The sequence below is a fragment of the Pedobacter sp. WC2501 genome, assembly GCF_052682415.1.
Genome location: NZ_JBQZFI010000001.1, coordinates 2,274,789 through 2,290,937, shown reverse-complemented (window position 1 = coordinate 2,290,937; position 16,149 = coordinate 2,274,789). Strand labels below are relative to the sequence as shown.

8 protein-coding genes and 1 other RNA gene are annotated in these 16,149 nt (G+C 42.9%); 4 read left to right on the top strand and 5 right to left on the bottom strand.

Going from position 1 to position 16,149, the window contains the following annotated elements; all coding sequences use genetic code 11:
• Positions 1 to 12: 12 nt before the first annotated feature.
• The 3 genes from ACUN24_RS09810 to ssrA form a co-directional block, all read right to left on the bottom strand.
• On the bottom strand, positions 13 to 3,747 hold the full coding sequence (locus ACUN24_RS09810) for an AAA family ATPase (protein WP_445562332.1): 3,735 nt from the start codon (positions 3,745 to 3,747) through the stop codon (positions 13 to 15).
• Between the two features lies 1 nt (position 3,748).
• A complete protein-coding gene (locus ACUN24_RS09805) occupies positions 3,749 to 4,984 on the bottom strand; it encodes an exonuclease SbcCD subunit D (RefSeq protein ID WP_445562331.1) in 1,236 nt (411 codons plus the stop codon).
• A gap of 788 nt (positions 4,985 to 5,772) precedes the next feature.
• Positions 5,773 to 6,138: a transfer-messenger RNA gene (gene ssrA, locus ACUN24_RS09800) on the bottom strand.
• Positions 6,139 to 6,437: 299 nt separating this feature from the next.
• On the opposite strand from ssrA, the gene ACUN24_RS09795 reads away from it, so the two are divergent.
• The 4 genes from ACUN24_RS09795 to ACUN24_RS09780 all read left to right on the top strand — a co-directional run bounded on the left by ACUN24_RS09795 (position 6,438) and on the right by ACUN24_RS09780 (position 10,502).
• Positions 6,438 to 7,028, top strand: coding sequence for a GIN domain-containing protein (locus ACUN24_RS09795; RefSeq protein WP_445562330.1), 591 nt, complete (start codon positions 6,438 to 6,440; stop codon positions 7,026 to 7,028).
• A 96-nt stretch (positions 7,029 to 7,124) separates the two neighbouring features.
• Positions 7,125 to 7,385 carry a hypothetical protein gene (locus tag ACUN24_RS09790; protein ID WP_445562329.1) on the top strand — a complete coding sequence of 87 codons (261 nt, stop codon included), beginning with the start codon at positions 7,125 to 7,127 and terminating at the stop codon, positions 7,383 to 7,385.
• Positions 7,386 to 7,859: 474 nt separating this feature from the next.
• Entirely contained in the window at positions 7,860 to 8,975 is a 1,116-nt protein-coding gene (locus ACUN24_RS09785; RefSeq protein WP_445562328.1) for an alpha/beta hydrolase-fold protein, read from the top strand.
• Positions 8,976 to 9,332: 357 nt separating this feature from the next.
• The gene (locus ACUN24_RS09780; protein WP_445562327.1) at positions 9,333 to 10,502 is read left to right on the top strand and encodes an alpha/beta hydrolase-fold protein; all 1,170 of its coding nucleotides are present in this window, start codon (positions 9,333 to 9,335) and stop codon (positions 10,500 to 10,502) included.
• 552 nt (positions 10,503 to 11,054) lie between these two features.
• Here ACUN24_RS09780 and ACUN24_RS09775 read toward each other — a convergent pair.
• Together ACUN24_RS09775 and ACUN24_RS09770 are read right to left on the bottom strand one after the other, a co-directional pair.
• Entirely contained in the window at positions 11,055 to 13,967 is a 2,913-nt protein-coding gene (locus ACUN24_RS09775; RefSeq protein WP_445562326.1) for a glycosyl hydrolase 115 family protein, read from the bottom strand.
• A gap of 236 nt (positions 13,968 to 14,203) precedes the next feature.
• Entirely contained in the window at positions 14,204 to 16,138 is a 1,935-nt protein-coding gene (locus ACUN24_RS09770) for a RagB/SusD family nutrient uptake outer membrane protein (protein ID WP_132400281.1), read from the bottom strand.
• Between the last annotated feature and the right edge of the window lie 11 nt (positions 16,139 to 16,149).

The following is a 16,149-nucleotide window of genomic DNA, read 5'->3' as shown; positions in this document are numbered from 1 at the left end:
TACTGTTTATAATTAATACCCAATCACCTCCACCTTACTTTTCCCGCTCTGCTGTTTACTCACCTTAATCTGTACCGGAATCCTCTCCGTCATTTCCTGCACGTGTGAGATGACGCCTACTTTGCGGCCCTGGTTGTGCAGCCTTTCCAAAGCATCCATGGCGATATTGAGCGTGGTTGGATCAAGGGAGCCAAAACCTTCATCAATAAATAAAGATTCCACTTTCATGCGGCTGGATGATAAAGAGGCGAGGCCCAGGGCTAAGGCAAGCGATACCAGGAATGATTCGCCGCCCGAAAGGGAATAAACGGTACGCACTTCATCGCCCATGTCCTGGTCTACCACCTGCAGGCCAAGTGATGAGGGGATGCGTTCGATTTTGTATCGGCTGGTGAGTGCCTGAAGGTGGATGTTGGCATAACCCAGCAAGACATCAAGGGTGTATTCCTGTGCAACCTGGCGGAATTTTTTACCATCGGCAGAACCGATGATTTCGTTAAGCTTGCTCCAGTTTTCTGTAATGGCGGCTTGTGCCGTTATATTTTTCAGCAGGTCGCCTATCCTGTTTTTATTGGCTTCGTCTTGTTGCAGGCGGAAGCTGTTTTCTCCTTTTTTATGTTTCTTTTCTTCTGCCTCCGATTTTGCAAGGGCATTAAGGGCACGGAGTTCATCAAGCGGACGTTCAGATGCCCCATTTTGTTTATGGTTGTCGAAGGCCTGTTTTCGTTCTGTAAGGATACTACTGGCTTTGGTCACTTCTTCTTCAATTGTTTGCAGCGCAACACGCTCTGTATTAATCCAATCGTTACTCAACGCCAATAAGTCGTGGAGTGCTTCAATATTTAGCGATTGATTATTTTTTTGGTTGTAATGGTTAAGCCAATCCTGCATTTTTTGTGCTATTTTTTGGGCTTCGGCTTCCAAAGTTGCTAATGTGGCGGCTAATTCTTCTTTTTGGGTATGGGCTTTTGTACTATCAATATTAAGTTGTTGCTGGTTTTCTTTAAGTTGTTCGAGTTGTTGCTGGGCTTGGCTTTGGGCCTGTTTTAGCTTGGTTTCGGCTTCTTCAGCAGCTTGTCCCCCAAATAGGGCATTGCGCTGCCGGGTTAAGTCCAGATGGATCTTGTGTTGCGCCAGGTGGGCTTCTGTTTTTTTGCTGGCTTCTGAAGCAAGGCTCTTCGACTGGTTTTCGAGTTCTTTTAGTGTGGCTTCGAGTGCTGCTTTTTGGTGGCTGTATTGCTCCAGTTTTTCGGTGTTTTCTTTCCAGTTGCGGGCAAAGGTGTCAATCCGTTCTACGAAAACTACCGGGTTGGCTTTCCAGTTTTCCATCCAGTCTGAAGCGGTAAAATAAGGCGAGAGGAGCTGTGCTACGCCATTAAGATCAGTGCTAGCCTGGTCCCGTTCTCTGGTGTTGCTGCTTAGCTGTTCGCGATAGACAGATAACTTGCCCTGGATATCTTTTATTTGGCTGGCAAGGTGATCTGTATTTTCTTTTAGCTGGTCTATCTGAATTTTGGCTGTTTCCAGCTGTTGCCTTTTGTCGGTATGAACCTGTATTTGTGCCTGCAAATTGGCTTGTTTTGTTTTGAGGGCTTGTAATTGATCTTCAATCCAACCTGCTTTTTCTGCATCGGCTATGGCCTGGCTTTCCCAGGCACTATTGAATTGTTCCCAAGCCTGCTTTTTGCTTGCTAATGCCGATTGCTTTGCTTTAATATCTTCGCTCCGGCCTTGGGTGCTTTGCTGTAGCGTGTTGCTTTCTTGTTGCAAGGCATTGTGCTGGCTATAGCTGTCACGATAGCCTTGTTCTTTTTCCTGATAGGATTTTTCCAGCTGTGCCAATACATTTTCCAATTGCGGATTATGCACCACATACGGATGGCTGGTGCTGCCACATACAGGACAGGGCTCATCGTTTACCAAAGCTTCCCTAAGTGTTTCTACATTTTCGGCCGAAGCCAAACGGGCTTGTTGCAGGAGTTGATAAGCCGTATCTTTTTGCGCCTTTTCGACAGGTAGTTGCTGGGTTAGTTTTTGTACTGTTTCCTGTTTGGTTTCATAATCAGCCAGATCTTGCAGCTGTTTTTGGTTTAAGATTTCCAGCTCCGTTAACGCATGATAAAGCAGTTGCCAATGCCCCTGTGCTTTTATCGTGTCTTCTACCTGGCGGTCTGTTTCGGTTTTGTGGAGGTTTAAGGTTTCAATTGGCGTTAATAGCAGCGCTTTGGCTTGTGTATCGTAATCTCTCTTTAGATTTTCTAAGTCTTGTTGTTGCTGCTGCCAATTGTGCTCAATGTTTGTCTTTTGGGCTTCGTCTGTGTTGATTTTGGCCTGTAACCGGGACAGGTTTGTAGTAGCGGTTTGCAAGGTTTCTAAAAGCTTTTGGGCATCCTGCAGTTTGGACAGGATGAGCTCTTTATTTTCGGCAATCGGGCTACGGTTTGTATTTTCTGCTTTCCAGTCGGTATTGGTTTTTATTTGAGTAACAAGGCTGGCGAGTTCATCTTGCTTAGCGGTTAGTATTGTATGGTGTTTGTTGTTTGCATCAGCAGCATTTCCTGCTTCTTCTTTGAGTTTTTCTACCTGTTCTTTTTTCTCCGCCAGCAAGGTATCCAGTTTCCTGGCCTGTTCCAGTAAGGGCAGGGCATCGGCAAGGGCTTTGTTTTTTTCTGAAAGACGGTTTTCTGCCAGTTCGAGCTGTGTAGCAAGGCTTTCTTTTTGCGCTTGCAGGTTGGCGATGGTTGCCTTTAGCGCTGTAAATACTGTTGTTTTTTCGGTATGCTGCTGCTGCGCATGTTTAAGGGCATCTGCCCAGCTTCTGGTTTGTTGTGCCTGCTCAACTGTTTGTAGTTTTTGCTTGCGTGGCAGGGCCAATGTTTTAGCTTCGGTGGCAAGCCCTAATGTTATTTGTGCTTCATCATGGTTGCTTTGCAGTTTGGCGAGCTGTTCGTGCCAGTTAATTTCTGCGGTCAGTTTTTCGATGTCGTTTTCCAGGCTTTTGATTTGGCTTTCTAAAATCTCCTGGTCGTTTGACAGGGCTTGTAATTCTTCTTCGGTAAGGGTAATGATTCCTTCTTTACGAAGATGAAGGTCGCGTAGCAGCAGCTCTTCTGCTTTGCATTTTTCGAAAATCTTTTTAGAAATTTCAGAATAAATGTGCGTTCCGGTAAGCTTTTCTAGCAATGAGGATTTTTCATCCCTGTTGGCTTTCATAAAGGCGGTGAAATCGCCTTGCGCCAATAATACCGATCGGGTAAATTGTTCGAAATTTAGGCCAACAAGGCGTGTTATTTCGTTTAGGGTTTCTGGCTTTCTGCCTGGAATGTCGATATTGGAAGTGATGTTTTTTAGCGTAACCGAATCAGCCTGCATACTGCCTTCTGCTTTGTTTCTCGCACGGCGTACGCTCCAGGTGGCACGATAGTATTGCCCATCTATTCCTTTGAAATCGACTTCGGCAAATCCATCAGCCGTTCCATCGCGCAGGATACTACGTACGTCTCCCTGGCTGAGCGTGCTCCCTTGCACATCCTTGATTTCTATTCCGGTTTCTCTTGCCTGCAGGTACCGGGGCGTTTTGCCATATAGGGCAAGGCAAAGGGCATCTAATATGGTCGATTTTCCTGCGCCGGTTGCTCCGGTAATGGCAAATATTCCTGCCGAGCAGAGCGGTTCAGCCGTAAAGTCTATTTCCGTGTTGCCTTCCAGTGAAGCAAGATTTTTGATGCGTATGGCTAGTATCTTCATTTTATTCGGCTGTTTGGTTTACTTCCTGCGCTACTTGCTGGAAAAGCTGCAGGATTTCAGTTGGTACTTCGCTATTGTATCTGGATTGGTATACTTTGCCAAATACATCAATGGGTTGCAGTTCGTTTAGTTTTTCGGGTGTGATAAACTCAGGTGCCTCTTGTGAAGAAGCGGGATATTTCACATCAATTCTGGCAAGCCTGACATTTTTGCCCACCAGTGCGGTTTCTACTTTATGGCGCAAGGCGGGCTCGGGTCCATCCAGCAATATCCGTACTTCCAGGTAAGGGCTTGTTTCGGAAGCGGAATCCTTCTCAGGTAATTGCACTAACAGGGCTATAACCTCGTGCAGCGGCTGATGGCTTAGCGGAATTCTTTGAAGTGGTATAAATAATGGGATTTCTATAGCCTCGAGGTTGTTGATTTCCTGATCAAGATCAAAAACGATGACCTGATGTTTGTAATTGATTTCTGAAAAGGACATAGGTAATGGACTGCCCGAATAACGGACATGTTCTTTCCCGCCTATTTTTTGTGCTTTGTGGATATGCCCTAAGGCAACGTATTTGATATCGGGATGAAAAGCAGTGGCGGGAATACATTCTACGCCTCCCATGATGAGCCTTTCGGTTTTATCCAGTTCTGTTATTTCCGCGTGATGGGTATGCAGGTGCCCCATGGCGATGATGACCTGTCCGTTTTGCTTTTTCTGCTGTGCATAAGCGAATGCTTCTTTATATAATTCGGTTACCCCTTCGGTATAAGGATTTGCACAATCAGCTATCGTTGGGTAATCACCCATACGCAGGAAAGGTATGGCAAGGCAGTAAATTCTGATATTTCCGGAAGCATCGTATATCGGTACGAGCAATTTTTCATAATCAATGTTGCCTTCTGCATCTTTTTCAACCAGTCCAATAATATGGACATTAGAGGATTGCAGCAGTGGCTTTGGCGCTTCCAGTCGTGATGCGGAATCATGATTGCCGGCAGTAATGATAATTTGCAAACCTGGCTTTGCAGTTGTGGCCTGGTTTAAGAACGTATAGAACATCCTGATGGATTGGGCCGATGGATTGGATATATCGAAAACATCACCGCTGATGAGCAGGACATCAATTTGTTTGGTATGTAACAGCTGTACCAGCCAGTTTAGAAACTGTTGGTGTTCATCACTACGGTCGTATTCATGAAATAGCTGGCCTATGTGCCAGTCTGCAGTATGTAATATTTTCATAATTGCTTGTCGGCTAAAAATAGCATGTGCCTGAAAGAAAAATTATCCTGAGCCTCAGGATAATACAGGACCAATAGTCTTTATGTTGAAACAAAGAGACTGAGCACATCGCTTTTAAAGTATATCTTGCGGGGAATTTATATTCGGTTCGACCCTGTTAATTTAGCAAATTAACAAATAAAAATTATTAACCTGGTTTTATTTGTTGTCATTTAATTTTTCTTTTATCCGTATTAACGGACGTGCTAAAAATGATCGTTTAGATTCCGAAAGTCGGTTAAAAAACCGTTATGCTGTTACGGGAAACCGTATTGATAAATTATTTCGACCGCAATAGAAAATTACGGATTCTTTCGGCATAATGATTTAAGTGAGCGCTTAAATTGAGGACAGCAGCTATGCTACAATCAATGAGATAGGACTTAACAATGGCAATGAAAATGCATACCTTCCATCTGAACGCAGTTCGTTAATAAAGTCCTCTAAGTAACCGTATTGCCCAAACAGAAACTTATCTAATATTTTAATTTTAACAAGTTTCAGTTGCTAAACATCTCTGATATAGCTTAACAAAATATTTGTGGCATTTTTTTATGATAGAAATGTGCAACGATTCCATAAGTAACTATATATAGGCTATTAATAGCTCGTTTTGCTCTTTGGACGCTTAATTTAGAATTCGATGGATTAGAACTGCTCTCTTAACAACGAATTAAGATACTGAAAATCAATTAATTAACATAATTATATATACATAAAAAAAACCGAACTTTAGGTTCGGTTTTTTTTAGTGGAGCCGAAGGGAGTCGAACCCTTGTCCAGTTGTGAGATAAATTATACCTTCTACATGCTTATTTTTCAATTGATTTTCGGGAAATAAACGGGCTGAAAACCGACCTTATTTAAATCCTTAGATACTTGATCTCACATTAAGTCGTATCTCCTTAAAGCCAGCTCTGTTGTTTCGATGCCCCGGATCCTAACCCAACAATGCAGCAGTTAGAGGGACAAAAGCTAATTAGTTCTAAACTAAGCAGCTAAGGCGTAAGTATTTTCGCCAACTAAAATGTGATCGTTCACTTTAAGTGCTCTCCGAACAACGCACTGCATGCTAACATAACTTTCGCCACCCCGTCAAATCCAAGAACGGCCCCAGAGAAAGTTCCTGGTAAAAAAATACCAGACCACAAATATACGAAAAACTGAGTTAAATAACAATTCACTTTATCTTTTGTAGAAAACGTAAAAAGAAATCTCATTCATCCGCTTAGGAAAGAACCTGTGGAAAACTTACGGCGACCACCCTCTTTTTGTCTTTAAATTCCGGGCGTTGGTCGATTAGCTTCCCGGGCTGGTATAATGCTGCGATATGCGCTGAAACGTTTCCGGTGCTTGCACGTCTTAATATCAATACAATCAATAAAACATTTATAAAAATTAAAACTCAAAGCATATGAAAACTTTATTCAAAACATTATTCGCATCATCTTTAGCCTTGGTATTATCTACTTCAGCAGTATTATCAGCTAACGCAACTGAAACCATCAAACCTGTTCACGCTTCAAAAGTATTGAGCTTCAAACGCATCAAAGTGAAAGGAAATGTAGAGCTGACCATTATACAGGGAAAACGTACAGGCATTAGCTATGCAGATGAAAATACCGGCGAAGTAAAGGTTGTGCAAAACGGAGATGGTTTAGAGATTGCCTCTTTGGATAACAGCACCGCGAAGCTGACCATCTATGTAAATGAGATTTACCGCATCCATGCCATGGACAATGCCAAAGTAAAAACACAGGGTAAAATTAATGCACAATACCTGCAGGTTTTTCTAAGCGGAAATGCATCGCTGGATTTAAACTCGCAAACTGAAGGATTATATACAGTGATTGAAGATCATGCTGATTTAACCTTAAGCGGTTCAACCGGCGACCACATGCTGGTAATGGGCAAAGGACAAAAGCTGGTGATGGATAAATTTGTTGCAGCCAATACAAAAACGAGCTTAAACACTGAAAATGCATTAGCTTCCCTTAGCAAATAATATATATATATTTTGGTTCAGGCGGTCTGTTTACAGGCCGCTTTTTTTGTTTGCCACCATGCAAAACATTCGGATCAATAAAAGGGTTATCACCACATGGAAAACTATAAATTTACAGTCGAAATGAATGGGCAGCGCCAGGATTTTGAAGTTGAAGAATATGCCCATCACAATGGGGAAACGTGCAAGCTCAGGATTTTTAAAAATGGTGAATATGTTGCGGCTTTTCAGCCTGACAGCCATCACCTGCTCCACCTATGCCAAAACCCTGCAGGCCTTGAGGAAGGTGTGCTACACCTAATTGCCGACCATTTGGAAGATCATTTTCCGTTTGGCGGAAAACATTACCAGGTTTAGCAAAATATCATTCGAACAATTCCTGATTATCCGTTTAACAGGTCTTGCGTCTACTTATCTTTTCACTATTTATTTTTTTTCCTCCGGTTTCCTTAAGTTCAGGGTGATAAAGATGCTAACCAAATAGTAGATACAATACAATTGAAAACAAGTTTCTTCTTTTAAAAATAAATCCGACAGCTATCGGATCAGCATGACGATTGCGTTAGTCAAAGTCACTACATTGATTAAACGTATCATCAAGGTTACAAACTAATTTATATACTAAAAATCACATAACTCCTTAATTTTCAATACAAAACAGCCTCATAACCAAAATAAAGGTCCTGGTAATGGATACGGTTAAACATTTCTGCTAGGAAACTAAACAATTTAGGTAATCCTAAATGAATACATTAATTATCTTTAGGAATCTGTTTTAATTCTGAAGATCGAAGACAAGGAAGTCCGTAACAACTTAAATAACCAAATATTATGAAATTCAAATTTATTATAATTGCTTTAGGAGCAAGCCTGAGCTATGGAATGTGCCAGGCTCAAAACAATCCGGAGCCAATTAAAGAAGACTTTAAACCTGCTGCAACGAACCAACCCGGCCAGCAATTCCCGCAGGTTAATTCACAAGGCTACGCCCGTTTCCGCATCAAAGCACCCCAGTCAGACAGTATCAGGGTAAGTCTTGGTCTTGGGGGGCAGGGAGGAACTAAGCTCACCAAAACTGATGACGGATTTTTTACGGGTACCACTGCGGGTGCAATGGATGAGGGTTTCCACTATTATCACCTGACCATTGATGGCGGAACATTTAACGACCCCGGCGCTATGAACTATTTTGGCTCATCGCGATGGGAAAGTGGAATTGAAATTCCTGCAAAGGATGAAGAATTCTACGCAAATAAAAATGTAGCCCATGGAAATGTGCAGCAAATACTTTTTCCTTCAAAAAGTACAAATTCCTCGCGCAGGGCATACGTTTACACACCTCCAGGCTACGGCAAAGATAAACGACGTTTTCCGGTGCTGTACTTACAGCATGGATGGGGCGAAGATGAAACCGCCTGGAGTAATCAGGGACGTGCGAACCTGATTATGGACAACCTGATTGCAGAAGGGAAAACCAAGCCATTTATCATCGTGATGACCTACGGCATGACCAATGAAACCAAATGGGGACGCATGAAAGACTTTAAGATTGATGGTTTTCAAACCTTATTAACCGAAGAGCTTATTCCCTATATAGACGCCAACTTTTCAACTATAACCACCGCAAACGGTCGCGCCATGGCAGGACTATCGATGGGTGGCATGGAGACGCATACCATTACACTAAACAAACCGGAACTTTTTGGCTATTATGCGTTGCTTAGTGGCGGAACATACAACCCTTCCGAACTTAAAGACAAAGCGAAACCGCGATTAATTTTTATTAGCTGTGGCAGCAAAGAACGTCCTGAAGGCGTAAAAAATGCTGTTGCGGCATTAAAAGAAGCAGGTTATAATGCTGTTTCTTATGTTTCAGAAAATACTGGCCACGAATTTCAGACCTGGCGCCGGAGCCTGCGCGAGCTTGCTCCGCTGTTGTTTAAATAGATTACTCGGTTGCGAGAAGGCTTTTTCAGACGATAGCCTTCCCCGATTTTCGGGGAAGCAATTTTTATAGCAAGAATTACTAGCATGATAGATTGCTTCGTCGTTCCTCCTCGCAATGACGACTTATGGCAGATATACAAGGGGCGTCATTTCGACCGCAGTGGAGAAATCTTTGAACTATGTTAAAAGATTTCTCCATTTCGCTGCGCTTCAGTCGAAATGACGGCGATTTTTTAAATCTGTCATTGATAGCGTGGTCGATTGCTTTATTAATGCATTTCAATAGTCTTCGACTACGCTCAGACTGACATACGAAATAAATTTTATTAAATTTTAAACAGGCGCTAATTATCAAACATGAAAGCTAAAAATATTATTATCCTCTTTGCCTGCTGTTTATTTAGCCAGGTTTGTTTAGCCCAGACTGAGCTGAAGGCTGATTTAAAAGCATTCAGACCGGCTGAAAGCAATCAGCCTGGCAAATTATTCCCCCAGGTAAACGATGAAGGCAAAGTGAGGGTAAGCCTATATGCGCCTCAGGCGTCTAAAGTCCGGTTGGATCTGGGTGGAAAAAAATATGAGATGACAAAAAACGAGGAAGGCATCTGGACAGGTGAGTCCGCACCGCAGGACGAAGGTTTCCATTATTACCAGCTCAACGTAGATGGTGCCTCCATTCCGGATCCTAACAGTCGTTATTTCTACGGCGCAGGTAGGCTGGGCAGCGGCATTGAAGTTCCGGCTTATGATGAAGCGTTTTATGCTTTGCAACAAGTTCCACATGGCCTCGTCAGCGAAAATATTTATTATTCGAACTTAACTAAAGCATGGAGAAGGTGTTTCATCTATACACCGGCAAGTTACTACGAGGACAAAAATTCCCGTTTCCCTGTGCTTTACCTTCAGCACGGAAGTTTTGAGGATGAAACGGGATGGGTTAATCAGGGAAAAGCAAATTTAATCCTGGATAATTTAATCGCACAAAATAAGGCAAAGCCGATGATCATCGTTACGGACAATGGTTACGCGCTTAAACCAGAAGAAACTGAGGCACCGGGAAAAGGACAGGGCATTTCAATTTTTGAAAATGTACTGATTAAAGAAGTCATTCCAATGATCGATAAACGCTTCCGCACCCTGGCTAACCGGGAACACAGGGCTATTGCAGGGCTTTCAATGGGTGCAAATCAAACGATGCGCATCGTGATGAAGAACCTTGATAAGTTCGCCTATTATGGCGGTTTCAGCGGCACCTCAAATTATCCCAGTTCAGATGTAATCGACCCGGATGTATTTATGGAGGGAAAGTTTAAAAGTGGAACTGAGGTGAACAAGAAGCTTAAGTTATTGTGGCTGGGACTAGGCACCAAAGAACCCACCCCCTTTCCTAAATCCGTTGGCGCATTCAGGGCGATGTTAGACCAACAGGGAATCAGGTACACTTATTACGAATCTCCAAAAACAGCCCATGAATGGCTTACCTGGAGACGCAGCCTGCAAAATTTTGCGCCCTTGTTATTTAGGTAGGTTATTAAATAATGAACATACATATGCTGCTTTTTGCAGAAGGATAGCAATTGATACCCAGCCTGTTTTAAATATTAGGGCTGGGTATTAATTTTCTTAAATTATCCCGAATAACTATGAGCCTGTTTAAATTTTTATAGCAATATTACATAGCATTTTGCTGTCACACTGAGGCATAATTTATTTTATAAATATCAATATTGATTTAACGAATTAATAGGCCGTGAAGAATCGTCATTGCGAGAAGGCTTTTTCAGCCGACGAAGCAATCTTACAACGATCGCTAACAGCGTGCTTTAAGATTGCTTCGTGCCTCGCAATGACGACCTCTTTTATAGACCTGTAAATGATAGAAGTTAGAATTTTCCCAATACATCGGAGGGTTGATCACAGATATACAAAGGGAGTCATTTCGACCGTAGTGGAGAAATCTTTTAACATAGTTCAAAGATCTCTCCATTTCGCTGCGCTACAGTCGAGATGACGACCATTCTATTGGTATCCATCAATGGTAACGAAATCGATTGCTTTTATTAAACTTTTAAACAGGCTCTATTTTAACATCTCATTTTCCACCGGCCCAAGGTAACTTGCGGGTAGTTTATCCCGGTAGATTATTATTTTTTCCAGCACTACTGCCGGATCAACCATCCATATTTTTACGGTATGCCTGCCGGGCACTTTAAAGAAATGTGAAGAAGTAAGCGTTCTTGCATTGTCCTTTACCGCATTTGCCCAACTTGCATCAGATCCAGAGGCACTAGGTTTAGCGATGATGGTCAGGATTTGAGGGGCTGCACCATCTACAGAAATCCCAACCCTTAACCCTTCCGGGGAGAAGTTTACAGTAGGCCCAACCACAAGATCAATTTTAACCTCACCGCTTTCAGAAAAGAAAACAGGATAGGTTAAAGTTGGGCTACCAGGTTTATCCAGCGAAGCTGAGGTAACCGGGAAAATCGCCATTCCTGCATCTCCCCTCCCATAACCGGGTATAGCTTCCCAGCTTACGCCATTCCTGCTTACCTTTTTACTTGCCTGAAAAGCCTCAAATGCAATTGGCGCACCTAAACTTGCAAAAGTTCCTTTTGCTTCAGCCAATTGCTTAGGTGTTGCCTTATTGGCTTCAACCTTTATCACCACCTGGGTTGAGTGATCTGATATTTGGATTTTACCCTCATGTTTTCCGATACTGAGTTTGGTCCAGTCAATATTTACCATTACCTTATAATCATTTGTTCCGGGAATGCTTTCCTTTTTCAAACGAATCCAGTTATCGGATTTTAAGTCGAAATTAATTGGAGCAGATCCTTTTGCAAAAACTTCAAAGTAGGACTGAAATTTATTTAAAGATTCGAATCGCGGAAGCGTGGGCGCCGGAACATTTGATGGCCAGCTAGCCGATGAACCATCTACTGCTACCCCAAAGCCTGATTTTGAAGGTGCCTGGATTTCTTCTGTTTTGGGCATGATGTTTTTTCTTGGATCATTCCAGCTCGTATAACCAATCCTGACCTGATCCATCATGTGATTCCACTTACCCCCTGCCATTTTAAGATTATATTCATCACTAAGCTGCTGATCCTGCTTAAAAAGATCAAGGGCAAGGTTACGCTGAAGGTTTGTGGCATCCCTTCCCTGCTTAAAATACAACCTGTTTTTTCCAACAGCAATATATAAATCTGTTACTGTTTTCATTGCCTGGATTGGATAACGTACCAATTGATAGAACGCATCTTTATACTGCTGCGGCAACTTGTTATTCACCTGCTCTGCCCTGTGGCTTAATGCGCTCCATTCCATGGCCACGCGCTGCGCTTCACTGAAGTTTACCAGACTAAAAGTTTCCGGGGCCAGGAGCTCAGGTTTGCGCCTGGTAGTATATTTGGAGTACAAGCGCACCAAATCTGCAATTTCTTTCGCCTGGTCAGATCCAAATTCGCGTGTTGCCCACTGCAGCAGAAAACCCGCCAGTTTTTCCCGGCTCATCGCTTTGGGATTCCATGCCATCCGTAAAAAGAACTCTATCGGAATCTCCATTGGTTTCAGGTCACCAACATTTACTACCCAAATACGGTCAGCACCATAATTATACGCCAGGTTCATCTGCTCCCAAACCTTTGGCAGGGAGGTAGTATTCAGCCATTTATAATTTCTTGGCGCACCAACATAATCAAAATGATAATATATTCCTGATCCCCCGCTACGCTTGCGTTCCTGGGCTGTTGGTAAATGCCTTAAGTTCCCCCAGTTATCATCAGCCCATAACAGGGTAATGTCATCAGGAACTTTCATTCCGAAATCGTAATAGTCTTTTACCTCTTTATATAAAGCCCAGAGCTGTGGTATCTTTTCTACGGGCTTTTCCATATTTTCAGAAAGAATTTTGCGCTGGTCGGTTATTATATTTTCCAGCAGCTTAACATTGGATGCCATATCGCCACCTTCAACCATTGGTTCGTCTCCATCTCCCCGCATCCCCATGGTTACCAGACTTTCGTAGTTTTTATTTCTTTTGATGCCTTCCTGCCAGAAAGCATTTAAACCCTTTGGGTTTGTGGCATAATTCCAGGCGCCAACCCCGTGTTTTTTCCATTCCTGTTGCGCGCGGATCATTGGTTCATGATGGGAAGTGCCCATTACGATGCCATATTCATCGGCGAGACGTGGATTTTCGGGATCATCTTCATTAAATGCATTACCCCACATGGCTGGCCAAAGGTAATTAGCCCTCAGGCGAAGCAGCAACTCAAACATATGGGTGTACATTTTACTGTTCATCCCGCCAAACTTTTCTTTGGCCCATCCTGTCATTGCCGGGGCTTCATCATTAATAAATATTCCGCGGTATTTTACTGCCGGTTCCCCTGAACTGTAACTTCCGGAAACCGCATAAGCGCTTTTCCGGGTTTTTGGCGGCACATCGGCCCACCAGTACCATGGAGATACGCCTAACTGTTCAGATAGTTCATAGATACCATATATTGTTCCGCGTTTATCGCTCCCCGCAATAACCAATGCCTGATCAACGCCAAGAAACGGGTTTTTAACGGTTGATATGATAAAACTCTCCCACTTGCCTGAAATGGTAGATTTACTCAGCTTTCCCGTGTTAATAAGCTGATCGATCAGTTTGTTTTTACCCAGGGTTCCGATCAGAATAACATCTTTCTCAGAAGGCTTAACGCTTTTCAACTCCGGCTTTACGCCCGAAACGCTGAAAAAGTCACGACTTAAATCTCCAATTGCCCTTATAACGCCCTTATAATCATCCGTATCATAAAAAATATCCGCAGCTCTTCCTTTTTCTATCAGTGCAACATCTTCTTTATTACTTCTGGTATCATGAATAAATTGTTTTTCCAAACCCAAACTTGTCTGCGCTTTAGTGTAATCAATCCAAAAAGTGAAAAGGATAAGGAGCGCAAAGAAAATCTGGCTTTTTTTTAAAGAATTAACTTGCATTAGGGAATAAATTAGGTTTTGATGTATAGCTATTTGTTTCGGAGAGGTGTTATAGATATGGAAGCAATGCCCGTTATTGGGATTTTTTATTTTGGATAGCGCAATACCGTAGGTTAGAATGCCTGAATGAAAAGATGAGTTAAGAAATCTTCCGGCTGCCAGAAAAGCCAGGCTTTTATAAAAAAGAATGAGCGGCATCAATTGACGCCGCCCAACTAACTAAACCAAAATATTTTTTAATAACCAGGATTCTGGTAAGCCTTTTTTTCATCTGCACTCATCTGCATGCCATCTATTTGTGCCTGAGGGATCGGGCGTAGATATAATGCTGGTGTGATGGTACGGGTTACTGTCTGTGGCGTGTGTTCGCCATAGTTGACTCCGGCAATAGTATAGGTAGAAGAAAGCTCAGCCCATTTTTGGGTACGGATCAGGTCATACCTGCGGTAACCTTCAGCATAATATTCTCTTGAGCGTTCTGCCAAAATATAATTAATATCTATGGTAGCCGGAGTAGCCGCAACCATCGCTGCACTGTTATCCTGAACTTTAACAACGTTTCCATTGTTATCAAAACGCCATTTACCTGCCCTTGCACGAATTACATTAATTAATTCGCGTGCACTTTTACCTGCTTTAGTTGTTGCTCCTTTTACGGCTGCTTCTGCTGCAACGAAGTAAAGCTCAGAAAATTTAGCTACCGGAAAAGGGCGTGTGCTACCCGCATTTGGTTGCCCAAGTCCTGTACCATTGTCAGTGCGGTAAGGACCTAGTTTCCAAAGTCCGGGATAAACGATTCTGCTGATTCCTCCCGGAGCCACCACATAATCAGCTCTTCCAGGTAGAATACCTGCTCCTATACCACTGATTCCAGCGGCCGTTGGGTAAACGATTGCAGGGTCATCTGTATTTAAAAAGGTCAAGACTGCATCTCCGGGAACTACAGATAGCCCGTTTGCATTCACCAATGATGCCGGCGCACTTGATGGTGGATTGTAGCCTTTAGGCCAGTTACCTCTGTAAACCGTGGTGAACGTACCGTCATATCTCGAATCCAATGTTTTATCAGCGAAGGTATTTTTTAATACTTCAATTGTTGGCGCCATACGGTTCCACGGACGTCCTAAATGCTGCTCGGCTTCTCGCTGAACGGAACTGATGCCTCCACTACGGATATTCGTATAGTTCCAGGTCATCATCCAGCCGGCGAAATTATCAGGTGCACCACCACTTCCATTTGTCAAACTTCCACCATTAAATTTCTCGCTTGTCTGCGTATGATCAGCATATAAAAGCATTTCCTTATTGCGGTCATTCACTGCCCAATTCACATCATAATAGGTATCCATCAGCCCAAATGCACCAGGGTTTTCAATTGCAGTAGTTGCAACATCGTAAGCCTGCTGGAAATACCAGTTCGCATCGTGCCCATCCGGATCGGTTCTTGCAGACGCTGGATAAGTTGGAATATTGTTAGGGTTTTGTAACCACCAGCCATACGTTAAATAGGCTTTTGATAAAAATAACTGCGCAACTACCTTGGTTACTCCGCCGGTAACTCTTCCTGTCGTAGGCAGGTCGGCTATTGCTTTAACAAGATCCGGGAAAACCGCCTTTGTATAAACCGCAGGCACTGTATTTCTTACAGAAGTTCTTGATGGATTGGTATTGAATTTCAATTCCCCGGCGCCTAAATCAAGCGGAACACCGCCAAAAGTCTGCACCAAAAGAAAATAATCAAAAGCACGGAAAAATCTGGCTTCAGCCACCAGCGAATTTGAAACACCGGCAGCAGCAGCATTTTCGATGATGCCACTGGCATTGTTAATGTTTGGAAATGCCTCGCTCCACAATACACTGCTGGGATAACTGGTCGATAAAATTGAACCTACTCCAGAGCAGTCCATGTCTTTGAAGTTTCCATCAGCGTCTTTGCCCCAGGTGGCTTCATCTGTACCGGTAATCAAAGAATTATAGAAATACGACTGACCATACATGTTTCGTAAGTGTGCATACATGCCGGTTAATGCTCCGTTTACCCCTGTAGCGGTCTTTAAATAGTCAGGTGTAAAGATGCTCCTCGGTTCTTCATCCAGGATTTTAGAACAGCCTGAAGAGATGACCATCAGTAACCAAATACCCAGAATGGCTTTTATTTGTATATTTTTCATATTCAAATGAT

What these genes read in the sequence shown, in the direction of transcription:
- ACUN24_RS09810 (WP_445562332.1), bottom strand. Translation starts at nt 3,747, where the DNA reads ATGAAGATACTAGCCATACGCATCAAAAATCTTGCTTCACTGGAAGGC.
- ACUN24_RS09805 (WP_445562331.1), bottom strand. Translation starts at nt 4,984, where the DNA reads ATGAAAATATTACATACTGCAGACTGGCACATAGGCCAGCTATTTCAT.
- ACUN24_RS09795 (WP_445562330.1), top strand. Translation starts at nt 6,438, where the DNA reads ATGAAAACTTTATTCAAAACATTATTCGCATCATCTTTAGCCTTGGTA.
- ACUN24_RS09790 (WP_445562329.1), top strand. Translation starts at nt 7,125, where the DNA reads ATGGAAAACTATAAATTTACAGTCGAAATGAATGGGCAGCGCCAGGAT.
- ACUN24_RS09785 (WP_445562328.1), top strand. Translation starts at nt 7,860, where the DNA reads ATGAAATTCAAATTTATTATAATTGCTTTAGGAGCAAGCCTGAGCTAT.
- ACUN24_RS09780 (WP_445562327.1), top strand. Translation starts at nt 9,333, where the DNA reads ATGAAAGCTAAAAATATTATTATCCTCTTTGCCTGCTGTTTATTTAGC.
- ACUN24_RS09775 (WP_445562326.1), bottom strand. Translation starts at nt 13,967, where the DNA reads ATGCAAGTTAATTCTTTAAAAAAAAGCCAGATTTTCTTTGCGCTCCTT.
- ACUN24_RS09770 (WP_132400281.1), bottom strand. Translation starts at nt 16,138, where the DNA reads ATGAAAAATATACAAATAAAAGCCATTCTGGGTATTTGGTTACTGATG.